Annotated in this window: 21 protein-coding genes and 1 pseudogene; 15 read left to right on the forward strand and 7 right to left on the reverse strand. The window is 45.1% G+C overall.

All coding sequences use genetic code 11. The annotated features are described in order from the left end of the window. Window positions 1-57: 57 nt before the first annotated feature. Both fabA and EA58_RS09935 read right to left on the reverse strand, forming a co-directional pair. Window positions 58-573, reverse strand: coding sequence for a bifunctional 3-hydroxydecanoyl-ACP dehydratase/trans-2-decenoyl-ACP isomerase (gene fabA, locus EA58_RS09930; RefSeq protein WP_036751972.1), 516 nt, complete (start codon window positions 571-573; stop codon window positions 58-60). Window positions 574-642: 69 nt separating this feature from the next. Then, complete coding sequence (locus EA58_RS09935; protein WP_036751975.1) at window positions 643-2,352, reverse strand: AAA family ATPase; 1,710 nt, start codon at window positions 2,350-2,352, stop codon at window positions 643-645. A 238-nt stretch (window positions 2,353-2,590) separates the two neighbouring features. Between EA58_RS09935 and matP the strand changes: the two genes are divergently transcribed. Continuing rightward, a complete protein-coding gene (gene matP / locus EA58_RS09940) occupies window positions 2,591-3,043 on the forward strand; it encodes a macrodomain Ter protein MatP (RefSeq protein WP_036751978.1) in 453 nt (150 codons plus the stop codon). A gap of 44 nt (window positions 3,044-3,087) precedes the next feature. Continuing rightward, complete coding sequence (locus EA58_RS09945) at window positions 3,088-3,396, forward strand: DUF3634 family protein (RefSeq protein ID WP_036751980.1); 309 nt, start codon at window positions 3,088-3,090, stop codon at window positions 3,394-3,396. A gap of 117 nt (window positions 3,397-3,513) precedes the next feature. Here EA58_RS09945 and EA58_RS09950 read toward each other — a convergent pair whose 3' ends face one another. Next, window positions 3,514-3,918, reverse strand: coding sequence for a response regulator (locus EA58_RS09950; RefSeq protein ID WP_036751983.1), 405 nt, complete (start codon window positions 3,916-3,918; stop codon window positions 3,514-3,516). 346 nt (window positions 3,919-4,264) lie between these two features. On the opposite strand from EA58_RS09950, the gene EA58_RS09955 reads away from it, so the two are divergent. Further along, window positions 4,265-6,994, forward strand: coding sequence for a DEAD/DEAH box helicase (locus EA58_RS09955; RefSeq protein WP_036751986.1), 2,730 nt, complete (start codon window positions 4,265-4,267; stop codon window positions 6,992-6,994). 95 nt (window positions 6,995-7,089) lie between these two features. Further along, on the forward strand, window positions 7,090-7,338 hold the full coding sequence (locus tag EA58_RS09960; protein ID WP_036751989.1) for a hypothetical protein: 249 nt from the start codon (window positions 7,090-7,092) through the stop codon (window positions 7,336-7,338). Between the two features lie 22 nt (window positions 7,339-7,360). Here the strand turns inward: EA58_RS09960 and EA58_RS21340 are convergent. From EA58_RS21340 to EA58_RS09970, 3 genes and pseudogenes are all read right to left on the reverse strand, one after another. Beyond that, window positions 7,361-7,619 (reverse strand): annotated as a pseudogene (locus EA58_RS21340) (helix-turn-helix domain-containing protein); the annotation flags it as partial. Between the two features lie 378 nt (window positions 7,620-7,997). Next, on the reverse strand, window positions 7,998-10,085 hold the full coding sequence (locus tag EA58_RS09965) for an ATP-binding protein (protein WP_036752449.1): 2,088 nt from the start codon (window positions 10,083-10,085) through the stop codon (window positions 7,998-8,000). A gap of 5 nt (window positions 10,086-10,090) precedes the next feature. Continuing rightward, the gene (locus EA58_RS09970; RefSeq protein ID WP_036751994.1) at window positions 10,091-11,260 is read right to left on the reverse strand and encodes an FIST signal transduction protein; all 1,170 of its coding nucleotides are present in this window, start codon (window positions 11,258-11,260) and stop codon (window positions 10,091-10,093) included. 153 nt (window positions 11,261-11,413) lie between these two features. On the opposite strand from EA58_RS09970, the gene EA58_RS20885 reads away from it, so the two are divergent. Continuing rightward, window positions 11,414-12,103, forward strand: coding sequence for an SDR family oxidoreductase (locus EA58_RS20885; protein WP_051642004.1), 690 nt, complete (start codon window positions 11,414-11,416; stop codon window positions 12,101-12,103). Between the two features lie 77 nt (window positions 12,104-12,180). Here EA58_RS20885 and EA58_RS21820 read toward each other — a convergent pair whose 3' ends face one another. Continuing rightward, window positions 12,181-12,612 carry a hypothetical protein gene (locus EA58_RS21820; protein WP_152547982.1) on the reverse strand — a complete coding sequence of 144 codons (432 nt, stop codon included), beginning with the start codon at window positions 12,610-12,612 and terminating at the stop codon, window positions 12,181-12,183. 273 nt (window positions 12,613-12,885) lie between these two features. Between EA58_RS21820 and ccoN the strand changes: the two genes are divergently transcribed. The 10 genes from ccoN (at window position 12,886) to uspE (ending at window position 21,881) form a co-directional block, all read left to right on the forward strand. Beyond that, entirely contained in the window at window positions 12,886-14,313 is a 1,428-nt protein-coding gene (gene ccoN / locus EA58_RS09985; protein ID WP_036751996.1) for a cytochrome-c oxidase, cbb3-type subunit I, read from the forward strand. 12 nt (window positions 14,314-14,325) lie between these two features. Beyond that, window positions 14,326-14,934 carry a cytochrome-c oxidase, cbb3-type subunit II gene (gene ccoO, locus EA58_RS09990; protein ID WP_036751999.1) on the forward strand — a complete coding sequence of 203 codons (609 nt, stop codon included), beginning with the start codon at window positions 14,326-14,328 and terminating at the stop codon, window positions 14,932-14,934. 9 nt (window positions 14,935-14,943) lie between these two features. Further along, window positions 14,944-15,120 carry a CcoQ/FixQ family Cbb3-type cytochrome c oxidase assembly chaperone gene (locus EA58_RS09995; protein WP_036752003.1) on the forward strand — a complete coding sequence of 59 codons (177 nt, stop codon included), beginning with the start codon at window positions 14,944-14,946 and terminating at the stop codon, window positions 15,118-15,120. Window positions 15,121-15,122: 2 nt separating this feature from the next. Continuing rightward, window positions 15,123-16,100, forward strand: coding sequence for a cytochrome-c oxidase, cbb3-type subunit III (gene ccoP, locus EA58_RS10000; protein ID WP_036752005.1), 978 nt, complete (start codon window positions 15,123-15,125; stop codon window positions 16,098-16,100). Window positions 16,101-16,221: 121 nt separating this feature from the next. Further along, entirely contained in the window at window positions 16,222-16,713 is a 492-nt protein-coding gene (locus EA58_RS10005; protein ID WP_036752008.1) for a FixH family protein, read from the forward strand. Beyond that, window positions 16,710-19,088, forward strand: a complete 2,379-nt coding sequence (locus EA58_RS10010; RefSeq protein WP_036752011.1) for a heavy metal translocating P-type ATPase — start codon at window positions 16,710-16,712, stop codon at window positions 19,086-19,088. Before EA58_RS10005 ends, EA58_RS10010 begins: the two co-directional genes overlap by 4 nt. Then, complete coding sequence (gene ccoS / locus EA58_RS10015; protein WP_036752015.1) at window positions 19,081-19,278, forward strand: cbb3-type cytochrome oxidase assembly protein CcoS; 198 nt, start codon at window positions 19,081-19,083, stop codon at window positions 19,276-19,278. Before EA58_RS10010 ends, ccoS begins: the two co-directional genes overlap by 8 nt. Then, window positions 19,275-19,952, forward strand: coding sequence for a sulfite exporter TauE/SafE family protein (locus EA58_RS10020; RefSeq protein WP_152547983.1), 678 nt, complete (start codon window positions 19,275-19,277; stop codon window positions 19,950-19,952). The genes ccoS and EA58_RS10020 overlap by 4 nt, the downstream gene beginning before the upstream one ends. A 75-nt stretch (window positions 19,953-20,027) precedes the next feature. After that, window positions 20,028-20,777 carry an FNR family transcription factor gene (locus EA58_RS10025; protein WP_036752021.1) on the forward strand — a complete coding sequence of 250 codons (750 nt, stop codon included), beginning with the start codon at window positions 20,028-20,030 and terminating at the stop codon, window positions 20,775-20,777. Between the two features lie 165 nt (window positions 20,778-20,942). Beyond that, window positions 20,943-21,881, forward strand: coding sequence for a universal stress protein UspE (gene uspE / locus EA58_RS10030; protein ID WP_036752024.1), 939 nt, complete (start codon window positions 20,943-20,945; stop codon window positions 21,879-21,881). The last annotated feature ends 213 nt before the right edge of the window (window positions 21,882-22,094 follow it).

Consider the following 22,094-nt stretch of genomic DNA (forward strand, 5'->3'; position numbering starts at 1 on the left):
ACTATTGGGGGTCAGTTCAAAAAGCGGCTTTTGAAAGATGGAATGCTTGAGTCTAACTCAGAAGTTAGAAGTGTCTTGGAACAGGCCAACTTTCAGATCTTTAGCGACATAAATTTCTTTACCGTCAACCAAAACACGACCATCAGCGACGCCCATGATCAACTTACGGTTGATAACACGCTTCATCTGAATTTCATAGGTGACTTTCTTTGCAGTCGGCAGGATTTGTCCTGTGAATTTGACTTCACCAACACCCAGCGCACGGCCTTTACCTTCGCCGCCAATCCAGCCTAGGAAGAAACCAACCAGTTGCCACATTGCGTCTAAGCCCAGGCAACCTGGCATCACAGGATCGCCAGGGAAGTGGCAGTCAAAAAACCATAGATCCGGATTGATATCCAGCTCTGCAGTAATCAGGCCTTTACCAAACTCACCACCTTGGTCAGTAATTTCGGTAATGCGATCCATCATCAGCATGTTTGGTGCTGGTAATTGAGGACGGCCAGGGCCAAAAAGTTTACCCTGGCTAGATTCGAGGAGATCGTCACGGTTGTAAGAATTGCATTTCTTCATTGGATGCTTATTTCTCTTTGAAATTATTGAGGCAATTTAGCTTACACCTGTACGCTATAACAACTCGGATCAGTGGTGGCCCAACCAGTTCCTAAACATTGAGAGCCACCCACGGTCATCACTATGTCCGCCATGCACCTGTTCAATGCGCTCAGCAATGACATCTAATAAAGTGTCTGCCTGACTGTCTTCTTTGTTTGTATCGCGACGGAAAGCTTTACCCGTGAGTAGAGGCAAGGCGTCGTCAACACTCTCGACAGCCCAAATATGAAATCGACCTTGTTGAATTGATTCCAGTACCTCATCGGAAAGACACAGATTACTGAGGTTTGTTTTCGGTAATATGACACCTTGTTGACCTGTTAGCCCTCGGTATGCACAAACCTTGTAAAAGCCTTCGATCTTTTCATTAATGCCTCCCACAGCCTGGACTCGCCCAAATTGGTCAACTGCACCAGTGACAGCGATTTGCTGATTGATCGGGTGTTGAGACAAGGCTGAAACTAACGAGCAAAGCTCTGCCAGAGAAGCGCTATCGCCATCAACCTCACTGTATGATTGCTCAAAAACTATCGAGGCAGCATAGGGCAGTGGTTGATCCAAGTTCAAGGCTGCACTCAAAAACGCCTGCATGATCATCATGCCTTTAGCATGGATATTACCGGCGAGTTCTGCTTTACGTTCAACATCTGAAATATCGCCATCACCAAAATGCACGACACAGGAGATACGAGCCGGTTCACCGTAAGCTGTGGGATGGCCTGGCATCTCAACAACGGTTAAGCCGTTCACCTGGCCGACCTCTTGACCTTGGCAGTCAATGATCACCTGACCATGATGTATATCTTCAATGGCTCGCTCTGGCAAATAGGCGCTTCTGTACTCTTTGGCTTTCAGTGAGCGCTTGATGTGCTCAGCATGAATTGGCTGCCCCTCAGATTCAATAGCCGCTTCACAAAGTAGGCTCAGATACCAGATAGGGCAAAGCGGAAGGCGGTTCTGGTCTTCTTCATGGCGTGCGCCTGTTCTCATCAACAGCTTTAACGCTTCAGTGTCGGCGACATCGGGCAAGGATGCTTTTTGAATCATCGACTTCAGATAAGCCAGATAATGAGGCAGGCTATCTTGAGTCAGGCGCATGTCCTGTTCAAATTCCCCGTACATACTGAATCCGGAAGCAATATCGGGCTCAGCATTTTCCAGTTCAGCCATCAGGTATCTATCACCAATCAGCACCAGCTTCACATTCAGTGTTTCGGGTGGGGGTAATGGATACAGCTTTTTTTGAGTCATCGGTTGCCACTCAAGCTGACCATTCATCAGTACAGATTTTAATCTCGGCCACAGGCTTGGGTTTGCCAGAATACTCGCAACGGAGAGAACCAGATAACCGTTGTTGGCTTGATGAAGTAACCCGTGTTTAACCTGAGGTTTCGTCAGTTTCCCATCCTCAAGCGGCGGATAAACAGCCCCAAACAAATTAACTTCAGTGACGTTGTCACCAGCAATGATTACTGAAGATTCTTCAGTAGATTCTTGAGGTAAAGTGTGAAAGTGATGGATTAAATCAATGATATAATCACGATAAATTTTGTTATCCGGTGCAGTAACCCGCAGAACTCTGGGTTGAATGTTGACTGCTGTGAATCGGCGTACAGCATCGCACAAGCGATCTTGTAAAATGCCTGTCGGTGCAGGGGAAAGTTGTGCATATTGCGCCAGAACTGATTCATATTGCGAATAGTCTGGAAGCATGGTACGCCAGGATTCTTCTTGCATAACTTGGTGTAAATTCCGTTACTGTGAGAAAGACAGCAGTATAAAGGAATCGCTGTCCGCATAATAGAAGACGTTTTGTTTTTGCTGGTCAGCTGGGATCAACCCATGAGACTTTGTGTTCACCGAACCTAAAAAACAAATGGTTACTGACTGTATCATTGTGCTTCATAGGGAACTTGGTTACACTGTCACTCTATACTTATTGTAGTCTTTCACAAACGCAGATAAGCAGCAGATTATGAAATATCAGCAATTGGAAAACCTGGAAGCTGGCTGGAAGTGGGGTTATCTCGCAAAGAAGTACAAGGAAGGAGAAGCCATCACCCGTTACATTGATACCAGTGAAGCAGACGCAGCAGTGCAGTCTTTCCTGGCGCTTGAGCACGAGCCAACCAAAGTACCGGAGTGGATTGAAAAGCACATGTCGCTCTCATTGGACAACAAAATGAAGCAGGCCATTCGTGCAAAACGTAAACGCCACTTCAATGCTGAACAGGTCCACACTCGGAAGAAATCGATCGATTTGGATTATCGGGTTTGGGAGAAACTGTCGGATAAATCCAGAGAGCTAGACTGTACGCTATCTGACACGATCGAGTATCTGTTGAGTGAAAGTAGCAAATCGCTGGAAGCGAATAAGAAAGTACAAGATATCAAACAAGACTTGAGTAAATTGCTTCAGTTAGATTGATTCGCTAACCTAATAGAAGCGCTGTTTGTCAGAGGATAAAAACAATGGAATATGTTTTTTTACTTGCAATTGCCGTACTTATCTTGGTTTTTAAAGATCGTCCAGTGATGGTGCTCATATTCGAGGATGGTAAGTTGATTAAAACGAAAGGCCATATCCCAGCAGGTTTCTTAAATAGTTGCAAAGACATTGCCCACAGAGCGCCTTTCAATGGACAAATCAAGGTGTATAAAAACCGGTTTACAACGAAACTGATTTTTTCAAAAGATGTTCCGGTAAACGTAAAACAGAAAATACGGAATGTGTTTCCGTTCGCATCTGCTAGTAAAAAGGCAGGGCACAAACGCGCGTGATGTTGTTCATCAATGTTCACTGGGCCTGAAAAACAGGCCTTCTAACTATCGCCTTAGCACTTAGCGCACTATAACTTTATATGATTGGTAAAATTTAAACCTTTCATTGTTGAACGGTTAATTTTCTGCATTCAACTGGCGACTTTGATGCACTTTTTCTAAACATTGATTCAGCTTCTTCATCGAAAGAGGCTTAACAATATAACCATCTGGCTTGTGAGAAATTACTTTTTTTACGGTTTCCATTTCATTTTCAGCAGTGACGATGATCACCGGTAAATCCGGAAAATCCTGTTTAATCTGAGTCAGCAGGGGGAGACCATCAAGAGGCACGTTGAGATTCAGGTCTAAAAAAACACAGTCGAGCGAATAGCCAACTAATTTTGATTTTGCAAAGATAGCTTCAGCTTGATTGGTCGACCCAGCATAAAGTAATGTTTGGGGTTGGACGCTGTTTCTCAGAAGTTGTGCTAAAATCTGCGCCATCATTTTGTTATCTTCAATAATCAGCACATTCTTCATTCACCGTCATCCTATTTTTTTATGTGTTTTTATTTACTTAGATACTAGAAAAGTTTTTACCGACATTCTAGGGATTTTAGTCATAACCAAACCACTCTAATGCACTATAACTAATTTTTATGCTAAAAATGTTAATATAGTCACAGTGATAACGATACAAACAACCTTCATCAACAAAAAAGCTATCAAGGCCTCTATAAAATACTCAGACCCAAGAAAGTTTTGATATTCCTCACGTTATCTACTCAAAATCAAACGGCAACCACCTCGTCAAATGATATGTTTGTCATACAGAGATTCTACAACGTCACAAGCGTGGCTGATTCACTAGGTGTCCATCGTGTCAATGCCGTCTGCTTCAACCTCTTATTTGAAATATTATCAACGCTGCTATCGTGAAGACAGTCATGACCTGTCTCTGTCGAACATCATGCGAATACGGCAAAACAGAAGATTATGGATAACGGAAGAAGAAGTCCTATTATCCGACAAATTACCCAGACTGCCTGTCATAGATTCAATTGCAGACGAGATGGCAAAACAGGCAGATCTATACCGCCGTGAAAAGCGTCTGATCTATGGCTGCCTGATGATTAAAGGGCAGGTCAGTGTTACAAGTGGTTTTACAAATCAACGTCAGTTGTTTTCGCCATTGCTATATATGCCTGCTGACTTGACCCAAGATGACGCAGGGCATCGTTGTATTCAGATTGATAATACTGATATTCGCATAAACAACTCGCTCCTGAGACAAATCCTTAAACCTGAATTTGAACCACATGTGACTGATACCTTTCCAGTACCTGTGTTTCCGCTGACCGATGTTTATATTGCCCAAATTGGGCACTGGCTCGCTTCATATTGCCAAATTCAGCATCTTGAAAATTTAGCCCAATGGCCATTATTAGATTGCGCTTCAAACGCCGTAAATATGCCAGAGAGGAACGAAGTTGCACTGGTATGTAGCAGTGTACTATTTCTGGCCGACAGAAGCCGGGGGAGTCGCGGCGTATTACATGAGCTGAACCAGATGGCTTTACGCCCGACGCTCTCTCTGCCACTGTTACAATTATTCCGGAGCAGTGAAGAGACAAAATCTCAACCGAAGAAACGCAATCAACGGCAGACACTTCACGCATGTCATTTGCCATACCAACTGAGTTTGCCACAGCAACAGGCCTTAAAAAATGCAGCAAACCTGCCATTGAGTATTCTTTCAGGGCCACCTGGTACAGGAAAAAGCTTTACGATTGCGGCAATGGCAATTGACCGAATGATGCATGGTGAGTCTGTGCTGATTGTAGCGAAAACAGAGCAGGCCATCGATGTAATTGCAGAGAAGCTCAGAAATAGCTTTGGCCTTGAAAGTGGCTTTGTGCATACGAATAGCGCATCTTTCAATAAAACGATGCGTCAGTATCTGGAGACAATTTTACTGTCCGGACAAAAAGCGACAACGTCACAAAGTCAGTCTTCCGCAGTACAGTTGGCAAAGTCCAGCACACAATTATCGAAAGCAGAAAGCGCATTTTCACGAGCTTTATGGATTGCTCGTTACGCCAGTGGTTATAGTTCAGGTTCGTGGTTTCAAAAACTCAAAGCAAACCTTCTGAAGATCGTCACACCAGATGACAGCTTGTGGCACACACAGGAAACACTTCACCAAATGACTCAAGTTTACAATGCACTGGCTATGTCTGAGATGAACCGGATCAGAGGTGAACAGCTGGCTGATGTACTCGAAAGCCGGCGTGTCGTCCTACATCAGTTTTGGGATGCATTAAAAGCAAGGCACTCGAAGACTCAGGAAGAGCGTTTTCAGAATACAGATTTTGAGACAATCACGTCAGCATTACCGATATGGCTGGTTACAGTGGATGAACTCAGCCAATCTTTACCGCTGTTTGAGTCATTATTCGATGTCGTTATTTTTGATGAAGCGACCCAGTGTGATATTGCGAGCGCGCTACCGGCGCTTTATCGAGCAAAACGAGCTGTTGTTGCAGGGGATGTAAAACAACTTCGACACGTATCTTTTCTTTCACGCTCCCAACAAACCACATTCTGGCAAGAAGAGGGCTTACCTGAACATCTATTAGAAAACTTTGCTTATCGCGATCAATCACTACTGGATTGGGTGTCTTGCGGATTATCAAGTCAAAACGCGGTTACTTTTTTAGATGAACATTACCGGAGTCAGGCTGATCTGATTCATTTCAGCAATCAGCATTTCTATGATAATCGATTAAAGATCATGCAGGCCCGTCCAGGAAGTGCACATCAGCCCGCCTTAGAGTTTATCTACTTAGCAGAAGGAAAACGGACAAAAGCTGGGCGAAATTCAAAAGAAAAAGAGACGGTGATTGCTCTGATTGAATCTTATATCGATTCATATAAAGATGCTGTATACCCGCCAACCATCGGCGTTATTTCTCCATACAGAGAACAAGCGACTTACATTGAGAAAGCGGTCGAAAAGCACTTTTCATATAACGTGATTCAACGACATAATATCCGAGTATCCACACCTTACGGTTTTCAGGGTGAAGAACGGGATATCATGATTTTATCGATGGCGGTTGATGAAAACAGTTCCCGTGCTGCCGGTTATTTAAATCGGGAAGACATGTTTAATGTCATGGTGACGCGGGCAAGAAAGTCGCAAATTGTTTTACATTCTCTGTTACCAGAGACCTTGAGCCATCAAAATTTACTCCGTCGTTATCTCAGCGACACTCACAATGGTCACATGGCCGCAGATCAGCGATCCGCAAAATCAATCATTTGTGATTTCACTAGCCAGATCAAACAAGCATTGGAACGGGCAGGGATCCAACATTGGATCGGTGCATTTGTCGCGGGTGAAAATATTGATGTTGTTTGTCAGCATGGCGAAATAACACTCGGTCTGGATTTGATCGGTTACAACGGTGAGTTTGAAGCGTACTTTGATATCAATTCACATCGAACATTCCAAAGAGCAGGACTTGCAGTTCTTCCTGTACCATTTCGGTTATGGCAATCTGAGCCAGAGCGAATTCTTCAAGAAATCAAAAGCCGTTTGAAGATAAACTAGATCAAGTAACACTGTCACATATTGTAAGAAATATAATCTAATGCTCGGAAACTTAGGCCACTGTGCTGTGCGGTGAACATCTAAAGAAGTAGGTTATGGGAAAAGTGATTATTTTAATTACGACATTTATTGCATGTGTCTGTCTTACCTATGTGGCCTTAATGGCAGATTTTGGCGATTACTGCTTGCATTTAGTTGATGTATACAGTTGCAAGAAATGGAATGTCACAAAGCTTATGATGTTAATTTTCATTGGACTGTTTTATGGATTCGTTTCAGGTTTTATTGTAAAAAAAATTATCATTAAGATAGCAAGTGCATTTAAGTCCAGCAGTTCTAATTAACATATAAGGAGACATCATTTGTTTCAAACCAATCATGATGCGAGCCGTCAATTTGAACCAATTCACCCAGGCAATCACGACGATGACGAGGCTGGTAGACGCGTGGCTTGCGTTTGGCATGGGGAACCCAAAGACCATCCGCGATCATCCATGAAGCGTTTGACCAAACGATAAACTTGGCGCGGACTCAGTTTAAGTAAGCGGGCAGCCTCAACACCGGTGAGCCGTTTGTCACAGATGTTTTGGATAAGCTTGATTCTCAGTAATTCACTATCAGTCATGGTTAATAGCATCCACGGGCTCCAAACTCGGTAAAGAAAGCATGTTTTGAAGCTAGAACAACATGACATTTCAATCTGGCTCAAACCTGACACTTCTAACTAGATCTTACAAGCTCAGTACGCATAACATAGATTATGTTAAATAATGGGTTTAATAATGATGATCTTTCCTTTATTACCTGACTACACCTACTCTCCAACGGCCTTGTTTCAACGATTCTGAACAGCAATTTAACCATAATCAGGATTTACCATAAAATAGGTAATTTACACTTAGATTTAAGTTCTGCTGCAAATGTCAGTTTGCCTGGTACTTCAATCTAACGTGGAATTACCTATCAGACAAACGCCTGGCGTTTGTCTGATACAAGATGGCAATTATTCTGTTACCGAGATAAGTTCAGCATACTCACTTAACATTTTGTCGAGTTCCTGAACACGTATTGGCTTTGCTAGAAAGCCATCCATTCCAGCGGCTCGATATTCAACTTGATCGGAATGCATTGCGTTCGCTGTCAATGCGATAATCGGAAGCTCACAGTGTTTCTCTCTAAGCTTTCGCGTGGCTTCCATACCATCCATAACTGGCATAGAAATATCCATCAGAATCAAATCAAATTGAGTTGGTGCGGCCATAACCATATCCAAAGCCATCTGGCCATGATCGGCAACCAGAACATGGTGTCCTCGCTTTTCTAACATCAGTTTCGCAACCATCTGATTTGTTTTACTGTCTTCCGCTAATAAAATAGAAAGCGATCGATTTGGCGTCGTTTTAGGCTTCTGAGTCAGTTCTTCTTTTTGTATTTCCACGACAGTGATCGGCAAATAAACGGTAAAGCAACTTCCTTCTCCAAGCTGACTTTGAAGTGCAATCCTTCCTTGCATTTTCTCGATTAAATGACGGCTAATCGCCAAACCCAGACCTGTCCCGCCATAACGACGTGTAATGCTGCCATCTGCCTGAACAAAAGGATTGAACAAATTTTTCTGTGCTTCAGCAGAAATCCCGATGCCAGTATCAATCACTTTCACCGTCACTTCGTTGTTTTCTGTAGCAACGACGACTTTGACAGATCCTGTATCGGTGAATTTAATCGCGTTCCCAATCAAATTAAACATGACCTGGGTAACACGGTTTTTATCTCCAAGCATTCTTGCTGGAACAGATGCATCGACACGAACCCCCAGAGAGATATCTTTTTTCATGGCCTGATCTTCAAGCTGCTCAACCACAAGATTGACGCAATCAGCAACAGACATTGGCTCCAGATATAAATCGAACTTACCCGATTCAATACGCGATAAATCAAGTATGTCATTAATAATCGTCAGAAGAAGCTGAGCGGATTGATCCATCTGATTAATCCATTTCAGTTGGTTTGCATCCAGCCCCGAATCTGCCAATGTGTCCATCAAACCAAGTACAGCATTCAGCGGTGTGCGAATTTCGTGACTCATCATTGCCAAAAACTGTGATTTGGCAGCATTCGCAGATTCTGCTTGTTGTCGAGCCTGTTGCAGTTCAACCAGACGTTGCTTCTTGCTGGTAATGTCTTTTGCTGTACCTCGATAACCTCTCAGTTCACCATGCTTATTGAAATATGGGCTGGCACTAAAACTAATCCATGCCCCACCCTCATTGCCGGGGAGCTGCCATTCAAGATCCTCAAAATCTTCATTCTTAAGCAGCTTGTGTCGCAACTTCGTTTGAAAACCTTTGTCATCATCAAATAGATCCAACAGGCTTTTTTTATCAATCACATGGTTAGATAGATCTGGTGCCGAAATATAGGTGAAGCGAAACTCTGTATCGATCTCCCAAAACCAGTCACCAACTGTATTTGCAAAGTCTTTGAATCGTTGCTGACTGTGTAATAGCTCTTGCGTTCTGACAGTGACCAGCGTTTGTAACCTTTCTCGGTAATCGATATCAATAATGGCGCGCTCAAGTAAGGGCCTGAAACGCGCTAGCACTCGTTTGCAAGATGAACCAAACTGACCCGGTTCTGAATGAATAAACAGAAGTAATGCGTCGCCTGAACTGACTTTGACTCCTGTCATTAAAACAGAGCGGCATAAATCAAGTTTATCCTGGGGTAACTTTCTGAATTCAGCAACCTGTGCAGGGTCAAACAGTGCGATACTTTCGCCGTTAATGGCCCGTATAAAGGTTTGGTTCACTTCCCAGTTGCAACTTTCGAAATGAACACAAGTCGTCACGAGCTCTTCAAGTTGTGAAGATTCATCTTCTCGAGTCAATACCAGAGCATGCTCAAAGCCGATGTACTTACGTAAAACCGCCAACAGGCTGTTAAACACCTGACGCTTATTATTTGCGCCAGCCATCGCAGACATACCCGCCAGAATTGCCGAGTACTCATCTCTGAGCTGTTTTTCCCGTTCCTGGCTTCTCAGCAATGCAAGCAGGGTTTCCTGTAAAGTCTCTGTTTCTTTCCCTGTCATGCCTTTCATTCCCGGTAAAATAAAACTTTAGATATCATCAAATTGCCGTGTTCGTTTTCACCACCGACGAACTGCCCCTGTTCACCGAACGTAAAAGGACAAATGTATGGTGCATCACACATCGCCTGTCGCATTTTGTCTGCCACCTGCGCCATTCTTGATTTCACCTGAAGCATGCAACCAGCACAATAAATACTGATACCGCCAATTGCTTCAATTTGGTGATGACTTTCAACAAATCCACCGACATCACGGCCGGCACGGTTCACCAAATTATCTTCTGTGCCCGACATCAGATAAAAGCGCTCTCCTTCCTTTATAGAAGCAAATAACGTAATTCCGCCACGTTCAGTGACCGAATTGGGATGAGCAAGTTTAAAATATGGCAAATCGTGCAAGATTCCGGCAACACGCCCCAATGGGTACAACGCTGACAGAGACATAATAGATTCGTTATAGTTTAAAGGGTGTTCTATCCACTCTTCATAAACTTCTTTAGCGGGACGGTGATCAAGCTCAATCAGCTCTCTGCCATCAACCTTAGTCGCAACGGCCGAAAGTTCCGTTTTTGCATACCCAGAATGGAATGAAAAACTGACTTCGCAAGTTGGGTAGAAGACACTGACCGCCACACCTTCTGACGACGTATGATCCTGTGTAAAAAGCTGCCATTTTCCGGCAACATTGGCATCGGCAGCACTTCCGCCAATAATAGGAACAGGGGTTCCAAACTCTTGTGATATTGCCTCAATAGCCTCTTCTTCGGCCCCCGGACTGGCGTGCAATAAGATCATGGAAGGCAATTCACCTAAACGGCCCGTGTTCTGAATCGCCTTCAATACGGCTTGCCTGGCCATTTGCCCTGGCCTCTGGTGTGTAGAAACCAACGCAGAGCCATAAGCACCGTTAAAATCGAAAACGGCCCAAAGCCCAATCACCGTATCAGGAAAATAACCTAATTCTGTCAGAATTCCCTGACAGGATGAGCACCCCAAAATCTGAGTATCAGGGAAATCAGCAACAAGTCGTTGTCTGATGAGGTTCGCATCTTCATGTCCGGAAAAGTAAACCAGCAGAAGGCTGGGACGGACCAACCTGGCTTTGAGTTTTTCAACGGCTTCGCCAATTGCTGACTCTGTAGCATCCAAGGTGGAGTAACTGGTAAGGATTTCCATGCTTCATTCGCGGCTGTTAGTGTATCTTCCCCATAATAGACAGTTTCAAATTGCGGATCAGCAGACGATTGAATTTTTATTAAAAAATCTCTTAAGTCTGCGGACAAGCTACCGTTATTACTAGGTAGAATTCTTCACAGAGCAGATACGGACATGACAAAGCAACCAGTAATCATCGTAACAGAGGGAACAACAGCGTTAGGCAAACGTATCTGTAAAGAGATCGCTGCGACGCAGTCGATTGTCATCGCACTGAGTAATGATGAAAATGCGGGTTATGATCTCGTCGCAGAAGACCCGAGGGTCAGGTTTCGAAGAGCTGATTGCTACAAAGAGGCTGACATTCATGCTGTCGTTCAGGAGGTTCAGTCCCAGTTTGGTCGATTAGATGCATTGGTCAACAACCCTCCGTTCACCCCACCCGGCCATGACACCTCGTTTACAGAGCTAGATCTATTCGACTGGAATCAAGCCCTGCACCAACAGATCACTGCGCCACTTTTTACGGCCAGATTATGTTTTCCTTTACTGAAAACGACCCAAGGTGTGATTGTCCACGTCATTCCCACGCCGCATGATACAGCAGTCAATAATGAAGTCCTCTCTGTATGTAGCCATGGGTTGATTGGTCTGACTGAATCTATGGCGAACAGTTTATCACCTGATGTACGGGTCCATGCGGCATGTTACTCTTTGCACAATAAAAATGACGACAAAACTGATACAAATCAATTTCGTGATGTTGCCGCCATGGTACGCTTCTTGGTTAGCAATGAGACCGCACAAATGAACGGTCAAGTGTTTAAAGTATCGAACCGGGTTTATGATAGAAATACCATTTAAAAGCCACCACCTGATTGAGTGCTGACTTTTTGGGTTTTTTCATCTCTATTTCATTGTTTATAAAAATATTTTTTATCTTAAAATTTCAAAATATAAACCGTATCATTTGATTCAATTCTTACGCGCCACCCGTCGCTCGTTGACGAGTCTTCAGGCAGAAAAAAATCACCTGTTTTGAAATGCTTAGTAACAAATAAGGTAATAAGAGTTTTTTGTCTGCTCTCAGCGGGTGATAAGAGCGTCACCTGAGATACATCAAAGTTCAGAGGCACCTGCAATTGGTACTGATTTCCACCTTTATCATCATGCTGAATTAAACGAATTTCTATCTTCCTTTTTGAAGCATCCTCAAAACATTCCCCTGATTCTTTCTGACATACAACAGAGACTTCCCCTACAGGACTCGCCTCTTTATATGTAATTGTTCTCCATACAAATGCTGTGATCAGCACTGCAAGTAAGACCAAAATTTGAATCAACCGCGCCTTTGTCAATTTTTGAGCTGCCATGATTGTATACATATCCCATGTTACAGAGTTCAAACTTTTTACATAAAAGTAGCGAGCTTCAACAAGTGCGATAGCATCGCACTGTCATTCATTTCTCATCTCAAGTATTATGCGTGCTGAAAATGCCACTTTTACAACAAAATAGCAATTTCCGTGTCGAATTGGTTATAAAAACAACACTGGATATAGCTAAGCTTTGGGTGGCATTGCGAAATGAAGTTGTTCGCAAAGAAACAAGAGTGTAGTTGAAAATTTTTAGTGGAAGCATGCAACATGAGCCAAGAAAAGCAGCTTGATCAAAACTACAACTATACGGTCGTTCGTCAATTCACTTTAGCCACCATACTATGGGGAATTGTAGGAATGAGCGTTGGTGTATTCATTGCCGCTCAGTTGGTATGGCCGGCACTTAACTTTGACACCCCTTGGTTGACATACAGCCGTCTGCGTCCGCTGCATACTAATGCAGTGATTTTCGCATTCGGTACCAGTGCGCTGTTCGCGACATCCTACTATGTCGTTCAACGTACATGTCAAACCACGCTGTTTGGTGGCAAGTTAGCGTCGTTTACCTTCTGGGGCTGGCAAGCCGTCATCCTATCAGCAGCGATTTCGCTGCCAATGGGACTCACAACCAGTAAAGAATATGCTGAGCTGGAGTGGCCAATCGATGTGCTCATCGCTATCGTATGGGTTGCTTACGCTGTCGTGTTCTTCGGGACCATGATTAAACGGAAAACCTCCCACATTTATGTGGCGAACTGGTTCTTCGGTGCCTTCATTCTGACAGTGGCAGTGCTGCACATTGTAAACAGTATGGCGATTCCAGTCTCTATGACGAAGTCCTATTCTGTTTATTCCGGTGCAGTCGATGCCATGGTTCAATGGTGGTACGGTCATAACGCCGTAGGTTTCCTCCTTACTGCTGGTTTCTTGGGTATGATGTATTACTTCGTTCCCAAGCAAGCTGGTCGTCCTGTTTATTCCTACCGTTTGTCAATCGTACACTTCTGGGCATTGATTTCTCTGTATATCTGGGCTGGCCCTCACCACCTGCACTACACCGCTCTGCCAGACTGGACACAGTCTCTAGGGATGGTGATGTCTTTGGTTCTGTTTGCACCATCCTGGGGCGGCATGATCAACGGCATCATGACACTGTCAGGTGCATGGCATAAACTGCGTTATGACCCAATCCTGCGCTTCCTGGTTGTTTCTCTGTCGTTCTACGGCATGTCAACCTTCGAAGGCCCGATGATGGCAATTAAGACAGTAAACGCCCTATCTCACTATACAGACTGGACAATCGGCCACGTACACTCCGGTGCATTAGGCTGGGTTGCGATGGTTTCAATTGGTTCAATCTACCACTTGGTACCTAAACTTTTCGGTCAAGAACGCATGTACTCCATCAAACTGGTGAACGTACATTTCTGGCTGGCAACCATTGGTACAGTACTGTACATCGTTGCAATGTGGATTTCTGGTGTCATGCAAGGTCTGATGTGGCGTGCGGTCAATACCGACGGTACGTTGACTTACAGCTTTGTTGAAGCACTGCAAGCGTCTTATCCGTTCTACTTCGTTCGTTTCTGCGGTGGTTTGATCTTTGTCACCGGCATGCTCTTAATGGCTTACAACGCCTATAAGACGATTGTCGCACCAAAAGACAGCCTGAAAGCCGTAGAGCAACCAGCTTAAGGAGTACAACAGATGAGCTTTCGTCACGAACTTGTAGAAAAAAATGCTGGTTTGCTGGCCATTCTGATCGTTATCGCGATCAGCTTTGGTGCCCTGGTTGAAATCACCCCACTGATTTACCAAGAGCAAACCACAGAACCTGTTGAAAACCTGCGTCCATATACCGCTCTGGAAATGGAAGGCCGTGATATATACATCCGTGAGGGTTGTACTGTGTGTCACAGCCAGATGGTTCGTCCGTTCCGTTCAGAAACAGAACGTTATGGCCATTACTCCGTTGCCGGTGAAAGTGTTTGGGAGCACCCATTCCTGTGGGGTTCAAAACGTACAGGTCCTGACCTGGCACGTGTTGGTGGCCGCTATTCAGATGAATGGCATCGTGTCCACCTTCGTAACCCACGTGATGTTGTTCCAGAATCCAACATGCCAGGTTTCCCATGGCTGGAAACGAACACGCTGGATGGAAAGATCACTTCCAAGAAGCTGGCTCTATTCCGTGATAAGTTCGGTGTCCCATACACCGACGAGCAAATCGCAAAAGCTGGTGATGATGTGAAAGGCAAGACTGAAATGGACGCACTTATTGCTTACCTTCAGTCGTTAGGTCACGCGATGAAATAAGGAGGCACCATGGATATTGGAACCATTCATAGCATTTGGACAGTCATCCTGTTCGCTAGCTTTATTGGTATTGTCCTTTGGGCCTACAGTAAACGCCGTAAATCCCAATTCGACGAAGCTGCAAACCTCGTGTTTGCAGACGAAGAAATGGATATGGCCACGCGTGAAAAAGACAGGAGCAAATAAGAATGTCTACGTTTTGGAGTATATGGGTCTCAGTCATCACGCTTGGCACCTTAGCCGCGATGGCAGGTCTTCTGATCTGGTGTAGTCGCGACAAAATGGGTGTAGAAGAAGGTGAAGACATGGGACACGAATACGACGGTATTCGTGAAATTAACAACCCACTGCCGAAATGGTGGTCCTACATGTTTTGGGGAACCATCATCTTCTCACTGGTTTATCTGGCACTTTATCCAGGTTTAGGGAACTTCAAAGGCTTCTTTGGCTGGCAAAGTTCAGATCAAACGGTTCGTACCGTCGCTGAGTTAGAAGCTTCTATTGAAAATGCTCAGCAGAGCCAAAAACTGGATCAGTACGCCAAAGAACTGGGTGATGCAGAAAAAGCCTATGGTGAACTGTTTAAGACACTGGCTTATGATGAGTCGGGCAATCATCTTCGTCCTATCGAAGCAATTGCTGCTGATCAAGAAGCCCGTCGTGTCGGCCAGCGTCTGTTTCTGCAGAACTGTGCTCAGTGCCATGGCTCTGATGCTCGAGGTCAACAAGGTTTCCCTAACCTAACTGACAACGACTGGCTGTATGGTGGCGAGCCTGAGACAATCAAAACAACCATCATGCATGGTCGTCAGGGTGCGATGCCTGCGTGGATTGACACCTTAGGCGCCGACGGTGTACAAGAAGTAACCAGCTACGTGCTGAGCCTGTCTGGCCGTAAGGTGAATGCGAAAGAAGCAAATGCAGGTAAACAGCGCTTTGTTGTGTGTGCGGCTTGTCATGGTACAGATGGTAAAGGTAACCCAGCCTTTGGTGCACCTGACCTGACGGATAACACCTGGTTATTTGGTGGTTCACGTCGCGCGGTTGTTGAAACAATCACGCACGGTCGTCAAGGCGTTATGCCAGCGTGGGAGCATATTCTGGGTGAAGAAAAAATCCAGCTTATCTCTGCTTATGTCTGGGGTCTGAGCAACGGCGAACAGTAATTCATATTTCTGTTACGAATCAGTTGATTGTTGACGTTTGCTGACAATTTCACTGAAGATATGCCACTGAGCCCCTGTTAAAATCAGGGGCTCTTTTTATTGATTTGAAAAAGGATTCACAATGCAAAAACCATGGTATAAGCAGTTTTGGCCTTGGTTCATAATTGCGATCCCAACCATCTCTGTCGTTTACAGTATGACGGCACTGTATGTCTTCTCGCAGAACAAGGTCGATTTGGTTGCTGAGGATTATTACAAGAAAGGAAAAGGCATTAATCAGGACTTTTCCCGACTCCGTGTTGCTGATGCCCTTCAAATTCACGGGGACATCAGTGTACAAGATACCAATATCGTACTCCGCCTGAACAAAGGTGAATTGAAGTCTTACCCGACACTGCGCGTGATGTTTACACACCGAACGCTGGCCGAGAAAGATTTCACGCAAATGATCAGCCCGGATATGCAAGGCAACTATCGTTTTTCTGCCCCAGAGCCGATTGATGGCCCTTGGTTTGTTGAAGTTGAGCCTTTTAAAGGCGACTGGATGCTGAATAGTCGTTTAAACCTCCCCTCATCTGATCCCATTCAACTTTATGGGCAGAAGCAGAGATGAGTGAATCTTGCTACCACTGTGGTGATCCGGTTCCACAAGAGACCCATCTAACCGTTGAAATTCTGGGTAAAGCACGCAGTATGTGCTGCCCGGGATGTGAGGCTGTTGCACATACAATCGTCGAGAGCGGTCTCACATCGTATTACGAATATCGTACTGTCACAGCGGATAAGGCCGACTTAGTCCCTCAACAACTTCAGTCGCTGTCTCTCTACGATCATGAAGATATTCAGCAAGAGTTCGTCCGAGCCAGTGAGAACGCGAATGAAGTGACATTGTCACTTGAAGGTGTTTCTTGTGCTGCCTGCGCTTGGTTGATTGAAAAACAGCTCAAACGTGAACAAGGTGTGCTGAATATTCGGGTGAATACAACAACCCATCGCGCATTGCTCAGCTGGGATCCCGCAAAAGTAAAACTAAGCCAGCTTTTATCCAGCATTCATCGTCTTGGATACAAAGCGGCTCCTTTTGAGGCGGATAATCAAGAGCAGCATTATCATCAGACCATGAAGAACTACCTTTACCGACTCGGGATCGCTGGTCTGGCGACAATGCAAGTTATGATGCTGGCGGTAGCGCTTTACTTTGAAGTCTTTGGCGATCTTGATGAATCCTTCAGAAATTATTTCCGCTGGGTGAGCCTTTTATTTGCAACCCCTGTCCTGCTCTACTCCGCATTACCGTTTTATCTGAATGCCTGGCGAAACCTGAGAGCCCGCTCGCTGGGTATGGACGTTCCTGTATCAATTGCTCTGATTTTTGCTTACGTGGCAAGCTTTTATGCAACCGTCACTGAGAAAGGTGAAGTATTCTTTGAATCCATTTCTATGTTCACCTTCTTCTTATTGATTGGCCGCTATCTAGAAATGCGTGCAAGACGTAAAGCTGCCGCTGCCAGTGCGAATTTGCTCAAACTGATTCCGGCTATGGCGAACCTTGCTGATGGCAGCCAGATTGCAGCAAAGAGTCTGAAAGTTGGTGACGTTGTCACCGTGTTACCCGGAGAAAGCTTACCTGCAGACGGGGTGATAGTTTCAGGCAGTAGTGTCATTGATGAATCCATGCTGACAGGAGAACCGATACCGGTTCGTCGCGCCAGTGGTGATGATGTTTATGCCGGCACAATCAATGGTGACGGTAACGTGAATGTCAAAGTCACTCAAGATCGCCAGCATTCGCTGATCTCAAACATTATTCGACTTCAGGATGAAGCGCAGGCATCTAAGCCCAAAATTGCTGAATTAGCCGATGTTGTCGCCCGCTATTTTGTCGCAACCATTTTGATCATTGCAGCTGGCACCTGGTTGTACTGGCATCAGACCAGACCTGATGATGCACTTTGGATCACACTGGCTGTTTTGGTGGCCACCTGCCCTTGTGCTTTATCCCTGGCGACACCGACAGCCCTGACTTGTGCAACGTCTCGTCTTGGACGACTTGGTATCTTACTGAGACGTGGTCACGTTCTGGAAACTTTATGTAACGTCAATCAGCTCGTGATCGATAAAACAGGGACTCTGACTGAAGGGAATGTACGAATTGTAACAACCACATGTTTCTCTCACCAAAGTGAATCGGAAGTCCTGTCGATCTCAGCAGAGCTTGAACGATTTGCGAATCATCCAATTGCCAGAGCATTTTCATCCCACCGCAATCCAGAATATTCATTTGATGAAGTCATCAATGAAGTTGGTTTTGGCTTAAAAGGATACCGTAATGGTCAAGAATGGCGAATTGGTAAAGCATCATTTGCGCTGCATACACAAGATCAATTGCCAACAGAAGAAGATTTCCAAGTTTGGCTGAGTTGTGATGGCCAAGCAGTTGCTGCGTTCCAGCTCGATGACCCGATTCGTCCGGATAGCAAGGCATTGATCAGCGCCTTCCAATCAGAAGGAATTCAGGTCACGATGCTTACCGGAGATAACTCCGACAATGCCACACGTGTCGCAGAACAACTTGCTGTCGATCAACTGGTCAGTGGTGCAACACCGCAAGGGAAGCTGAATTACTTACAGAAGCTCGATAAGCATCACATTACCCTGATGATTGGTGACGGTGTGAATGATGCCCCTGTATTGGCTGGAGCGCATTTGTCACTGGCAATGGGAAGCGGGACTGACATTGCGAAATCCTCGGCAGATATGGTGCTACTCGGAGATCACCTCAACCGGATTCTGGAAGCTCGAAAACTTGCCATGAAAACTCGCAAGATCATCCGCGAGAATCTGTCATGGGCATTAGGCTACAACCTTGTTATTCTTCCCTTGGCTGTTGCGGGTCTGGTTGCGCCTTACATCGCAGTTTTAGGTATGTCAGCCAGCTCCATCATTGTGGTCTCCAATTCATTGAGGTTATTGAAAGAAGATGGCTAGCCTTTATCTGTTGATTCCAATTGCAATCATTTTCGTTTGTATCGCTGTTGCAGTCTTTATCTGGGCTGTGAAATCAGAACAATTCGAAGACCTCGAAAGACAGGGCTATGACATCCTGTTTGATGAAAATGATGACAGTACAAAATCTGAACCGCCCTCCAAAGCGTCTAAAGTAGAGAAGAAATCGTGACGAGTGATTTCTTTGCTGCTTTTGCAATTGGCCTGTTGGGTGCAGGCCATTGTCTTGGCATGTGTGGCGGCATTGCCGCGGCAATCACGATGGGTATGCCTGGGCAGCGACAAGGCCAGCGTTTCTCTTTTCTCATCTTGTATAACGCTGGCCGTTTAGCTTCTTATGCAATAGCAGGTGCACTCATTGGCGGTGCCGTTGCCGGGATGGCATCACTCAGTGGCATCAGCTCTGCCCTGCTCTATCTGCGTCTCGGTGCTGCGTTGATGATGATTCTATTGGCGCTCTACATTGGCCAATGGTGGCAAGGCGTCACAAAAATCGAAATTTTAGGCCAGTCACTCTGGCGTCACATATCGCCGTTCGCGAAGTCATTGTTACCGCTGAAATCACCATTTGCAGCGTTTCCGTTTGGCGTAATTTGGGGATGGCTTCCCTGCGGTTTAGTCTATTCAACGCTGAGTTGGGCAGCCGTTGCCGGAAATGCTGCCTCAGGCGCCATGGTCATGCTCGCTTTCGGACTGGGAACATTGCCCGCCATGTTGCTGGTTGGTGTCATGGCTGAACGACTCAAGCATTGGTTGTCGAATCAACTATTTAAGAAAACAAGTGCATTGATGTTATTGAGCTATGGACTTCACACAGGATATGTAGCAATCGCACAATTTTCGTGATGTTTTATACTCGTCATCCTGAATAAGAGTGTGTTAAAGTGGGCCCAGTATCCGAACTTGGTTAGGCCACAGTTTATGAATTCAGATAAAATCCCTACAAAACGTGTTCAATCTGGTGGATGTGCAATCCATTGTCAGGATTGTAGTATCAGCCAATTGTGCATTCCCTTCACGCTCAATGATTCAGAGCTTGATCAGCTTGATAGCATTATTGAACGTAAAAAACCGATTCAGAAGGGACAGGAGCTGTTCAAGGCCGGGGATGAACTCAAATCGCTCTACGCGATTCGCTCAGGCACTATCAAAACTTACACGATCACCGAGCAAGGCGATGAACAGATCACCGCTTTCCATCTTGCTGGTGATTTGGTGGGTTTTGATGCAATCAACAACAATACACACCAGAGTTTTGCTCAGTCGCTTGAAACATCCATGGTCTGTGAAATTCCGTTTGAGATTCTGGATGATCTCGCGGGTCAGATGCCTAAGCTCAGACAACAGATTATGCGTTTAATGAGCAATGAGATTAAAAGCGATCAGAACATGATCCTTCTTCTTTCCAAGAAAAATGCTGAAGAGCGCCTGGCTGCATTTCTCTACGATCTCTCTTGCCGCTTCTCTGAGCGAGGTTTCTCTGCCCGTGAATTCCGTTTAACAATGACACGGGGTGATATTGGTAACTATCTGGGCCTCACGGTCGAAACAATCAGTCGTCTGCTGGGACGCTTCCAGAAAGCCGATATTATTGGTGTGAAAGGTAAGTACATCACAATACTCGATCGGGAGCAGCTGGCCGAACTGGCCGGTGCCAACATGTGTAAGTAATTTTTCAATCAATTGATGGGCTTGATGCCCATCAATTTTTTCTTCATTTCCCCATCAAAGCTCTCCACGAATTCGCAGCAATCCATTACAGTGAATATACTAATCTGAATACAAACAGTTTTTCAGATCAGGCCGATTGCTATTCAGTTGAATGAGGGGGCAGTTATGAACGCATATAAGAATATCTTGGTGGTGGCTGATCCGCTTCAAGATCATCAACCCGCTTTATCTCGCGCTGTACATCTTGCCGAGAAATCTGACAACGTCCGCATCACTGTTTTTCTCGCTATCTACGATTTTTCTTATGAAATGACTTCTATGCTCTCTTCAGAAGAGCGACAGGCAATGCGTCGCGGCGTGATTCAGCAAAGAGAAGAATGGTTAAAAGATATTGTTCGCCCTCATACCAGCGCTGGTTTAGACATCGAAATTATTGTTGTCTGGCACAACAGGCCGTATGAAGCAATCATTGCTGAAGTCTACAGCCAACATCATGATTTGCTGATTAAAGCAACGCATCAGCACGATAAAATTGGTTCTGTGATTTTTACACCAACTGACTGGCACTTATTACGCAAGTGCCCCTGCCCGGTATTACTGGTGAAAGAGCATAGCTGGCCTGAGAATGGAAAGATTCTAGCCTGTGTCAATCTCGCAGCAGAAAACGACACACATGATGCGCTAAACGATAAGATCATCCATGAGGCTAAATCTGTGGCTGAATTGCTCTGTGCGGAAGTCAACCTGGTGAATGCTTTCCCGGCCACCCCCGTAAACATTACCATTGAACTCCCGGAGTTTGATCCAGCAACTTATACCGATGCAGTGCGAGGCCATCACCTGACAACAATGAAAGCACTCAGACAACAACATGGGATTGATGAGGATAAAACCCATGTCATCGAAGGCTTACCTGAAGATGTCATTCCAAAGGTTGCAGAAGAGTTAGACGCCGAACTTGTGATTTTAGGAACAACAGGCCGTACCGGGTTATCAGCTGTATTCATTGGTAATACGGCTGAACATACGATTGACAGCCTCAACTGCGATTTACTTGCACTCAAACCGGATGGCTATATCAGTCCGTTAGACCCGAATCAGTAGTCTCACCTGCCTGAATATGATGAAACGCCTCAAAAGATGAGGCGTTTTACCGAACACTGATCCATTCCAGATGAATCGAAGCCGTGACGACAGCACAAAACATGCTGGAATCTGTCGTAAGAATCCGTATCATACCGCCATTAATTTGCTGAAGACGAGCAAGTCACTCTTGCGACTTCACAACTTACTTTCCTACGATGACAGGCTGAGATT

This window comes from Photobacterium galatheae (genome assembly GCF_000695255.1).
Lineage (GTDB): Bacteria > Pseudomonadota > Gammaproteobacteria > Enterobacterales > Vibrionaceae > Photobacterium > Photobacterium galatheae.

Bases quoted from the DNA above. Each gene is read 5' to 3' on its own strand.
- fabA (WP_036751972.1), bottom strand. From the start codon at position 573: ATGAAGAAATGCAATTCTTACAACCGTGACGATCTCCTCGAATCTAGC.
- EA58_RS09935 (WP_036751975.1), bottom strand. From the start codon at position 2,352: ATGCAAGAAGAATCCTGGCGTACCATGCTTCCAGACTATTCGCAATAT.
- matP (WP_036751978.1), top strand. From the start codon at position 2,591: ATGAAATATCAGCAATTGGAAAACCTGGAAGCTGGCTGGAAGTGGGGT.
- EA58_RS09945 (WP_036751980.1), top strand. From the start codon at position 3,088: ATGGAATATGTTTTTTTACTTGCAATTGCCGTACTTATCTTGGTTTTT.
- EA58_RS09950 (WP_036751983.1), bottom strand. From the start codon at position 3,918: ATGAAGAATGTGCTGATTATTGAAGATAACAAAATGATGGCGCAGATT.
- EA58_RS09955 (WP_036751986.1), top strand. From the start codon at position 4,265: ATGCCGTCTGCTTCAACCTCTTATTTGAAATATTATCAACGCTGCTAT.
- EA58_RS09960 (WP_036751989.1), top strand. From the start codon at position 7,090: ATGGGAAAAGTGATTATTTTAATTACGACATTTATTGCATGTGTCTGT.
- EA58_RS09965 (WP_036752449.1), bottom strand. From the start codon at position 10,085: ATGACAGGGAAAGAAACAGAGACTTTACAGGAAACCCTGCTTGCATTG.
- EA58_RS09970 (WP_036751994.1), bottom strand. From the start codon at position 11,260: ATGGAAATCCTTACCAGTTACTCCACCTTGGATGCTACAGAGTCAGCA.
- EA58_RS20885 (WP_051642004.1), top strand. From the start codon at position 11,414: ATGACAAAGCAACCAGTAATCATCGTAACAGAGGGAACAACAGCGTTA.
- EA58_RS21820 (WP_152547982.1), bottom strand. From the start codon at position 12,612: ATGGCAGCTCAAAAATTGACAAAGGCGCGGTTGATTCAAATTTTGGTC.
- ccoN (WP_036751996.1), top strand. From the start codon at position 12,886: ATGAGCCAAGAAAAGCAGCTTGATCAAAACTACAACTATACGGTCGTT.
- ccoO (WP_036751999.1), top strand. From the start codon at position 14,326: ATGAGCTTTCGTCACGAACTTGTAGAAAAAAATGCTGGTTTGCTGGCC.
- EA58_RS09995 (WP_036752003.1), top strand. From the start codon at position 14,944: ATGGATATTGGAACCATTCATAGCATTTGGACAGTCATCCTGTTCGCT.
- ccoP (WP_036752005.1), top strand. From the start codon at position 15,123: ATGTCTACGTTTTGGAGTATATGGGTCTCAGTCATCACGCTTGGCACC.
- EA58_RS10005 (WP_036752008.1), top strand. From the start codon at position 16,222: ATGCAAAAACCATGGTATAAGCAGTTTTGGCCTTGGTTCATAATTGCG.
- EA58_RS10010 (WP_036752011.1), top strand. From the start codon at position 16,710: ATGAGTGAATCTTGCTACCACTGTGGTGATCCGGTTCCACAAGAGACC.
- ccoS (WP_036752015.1), top strand. From the start codon at position 19,081: ATGGCTAGCCTTTATCTGTTGATTCCAATTGCAATCATTTTCGTTTGT.
- EA58_RS10025 (WP_036752021.1), top strand. From the start codon at position 20,028: ATGAATTCAGATAAAATCCCTACAAAACGTGTTCAATCTGGTGGATGT.
- uspE (WP_036752024.1), top strand. From the start codon at position 20,943: ATGAACGCATATAAGAATATCTTGGTGGTGGCTGATCCGCTTCAAGAT.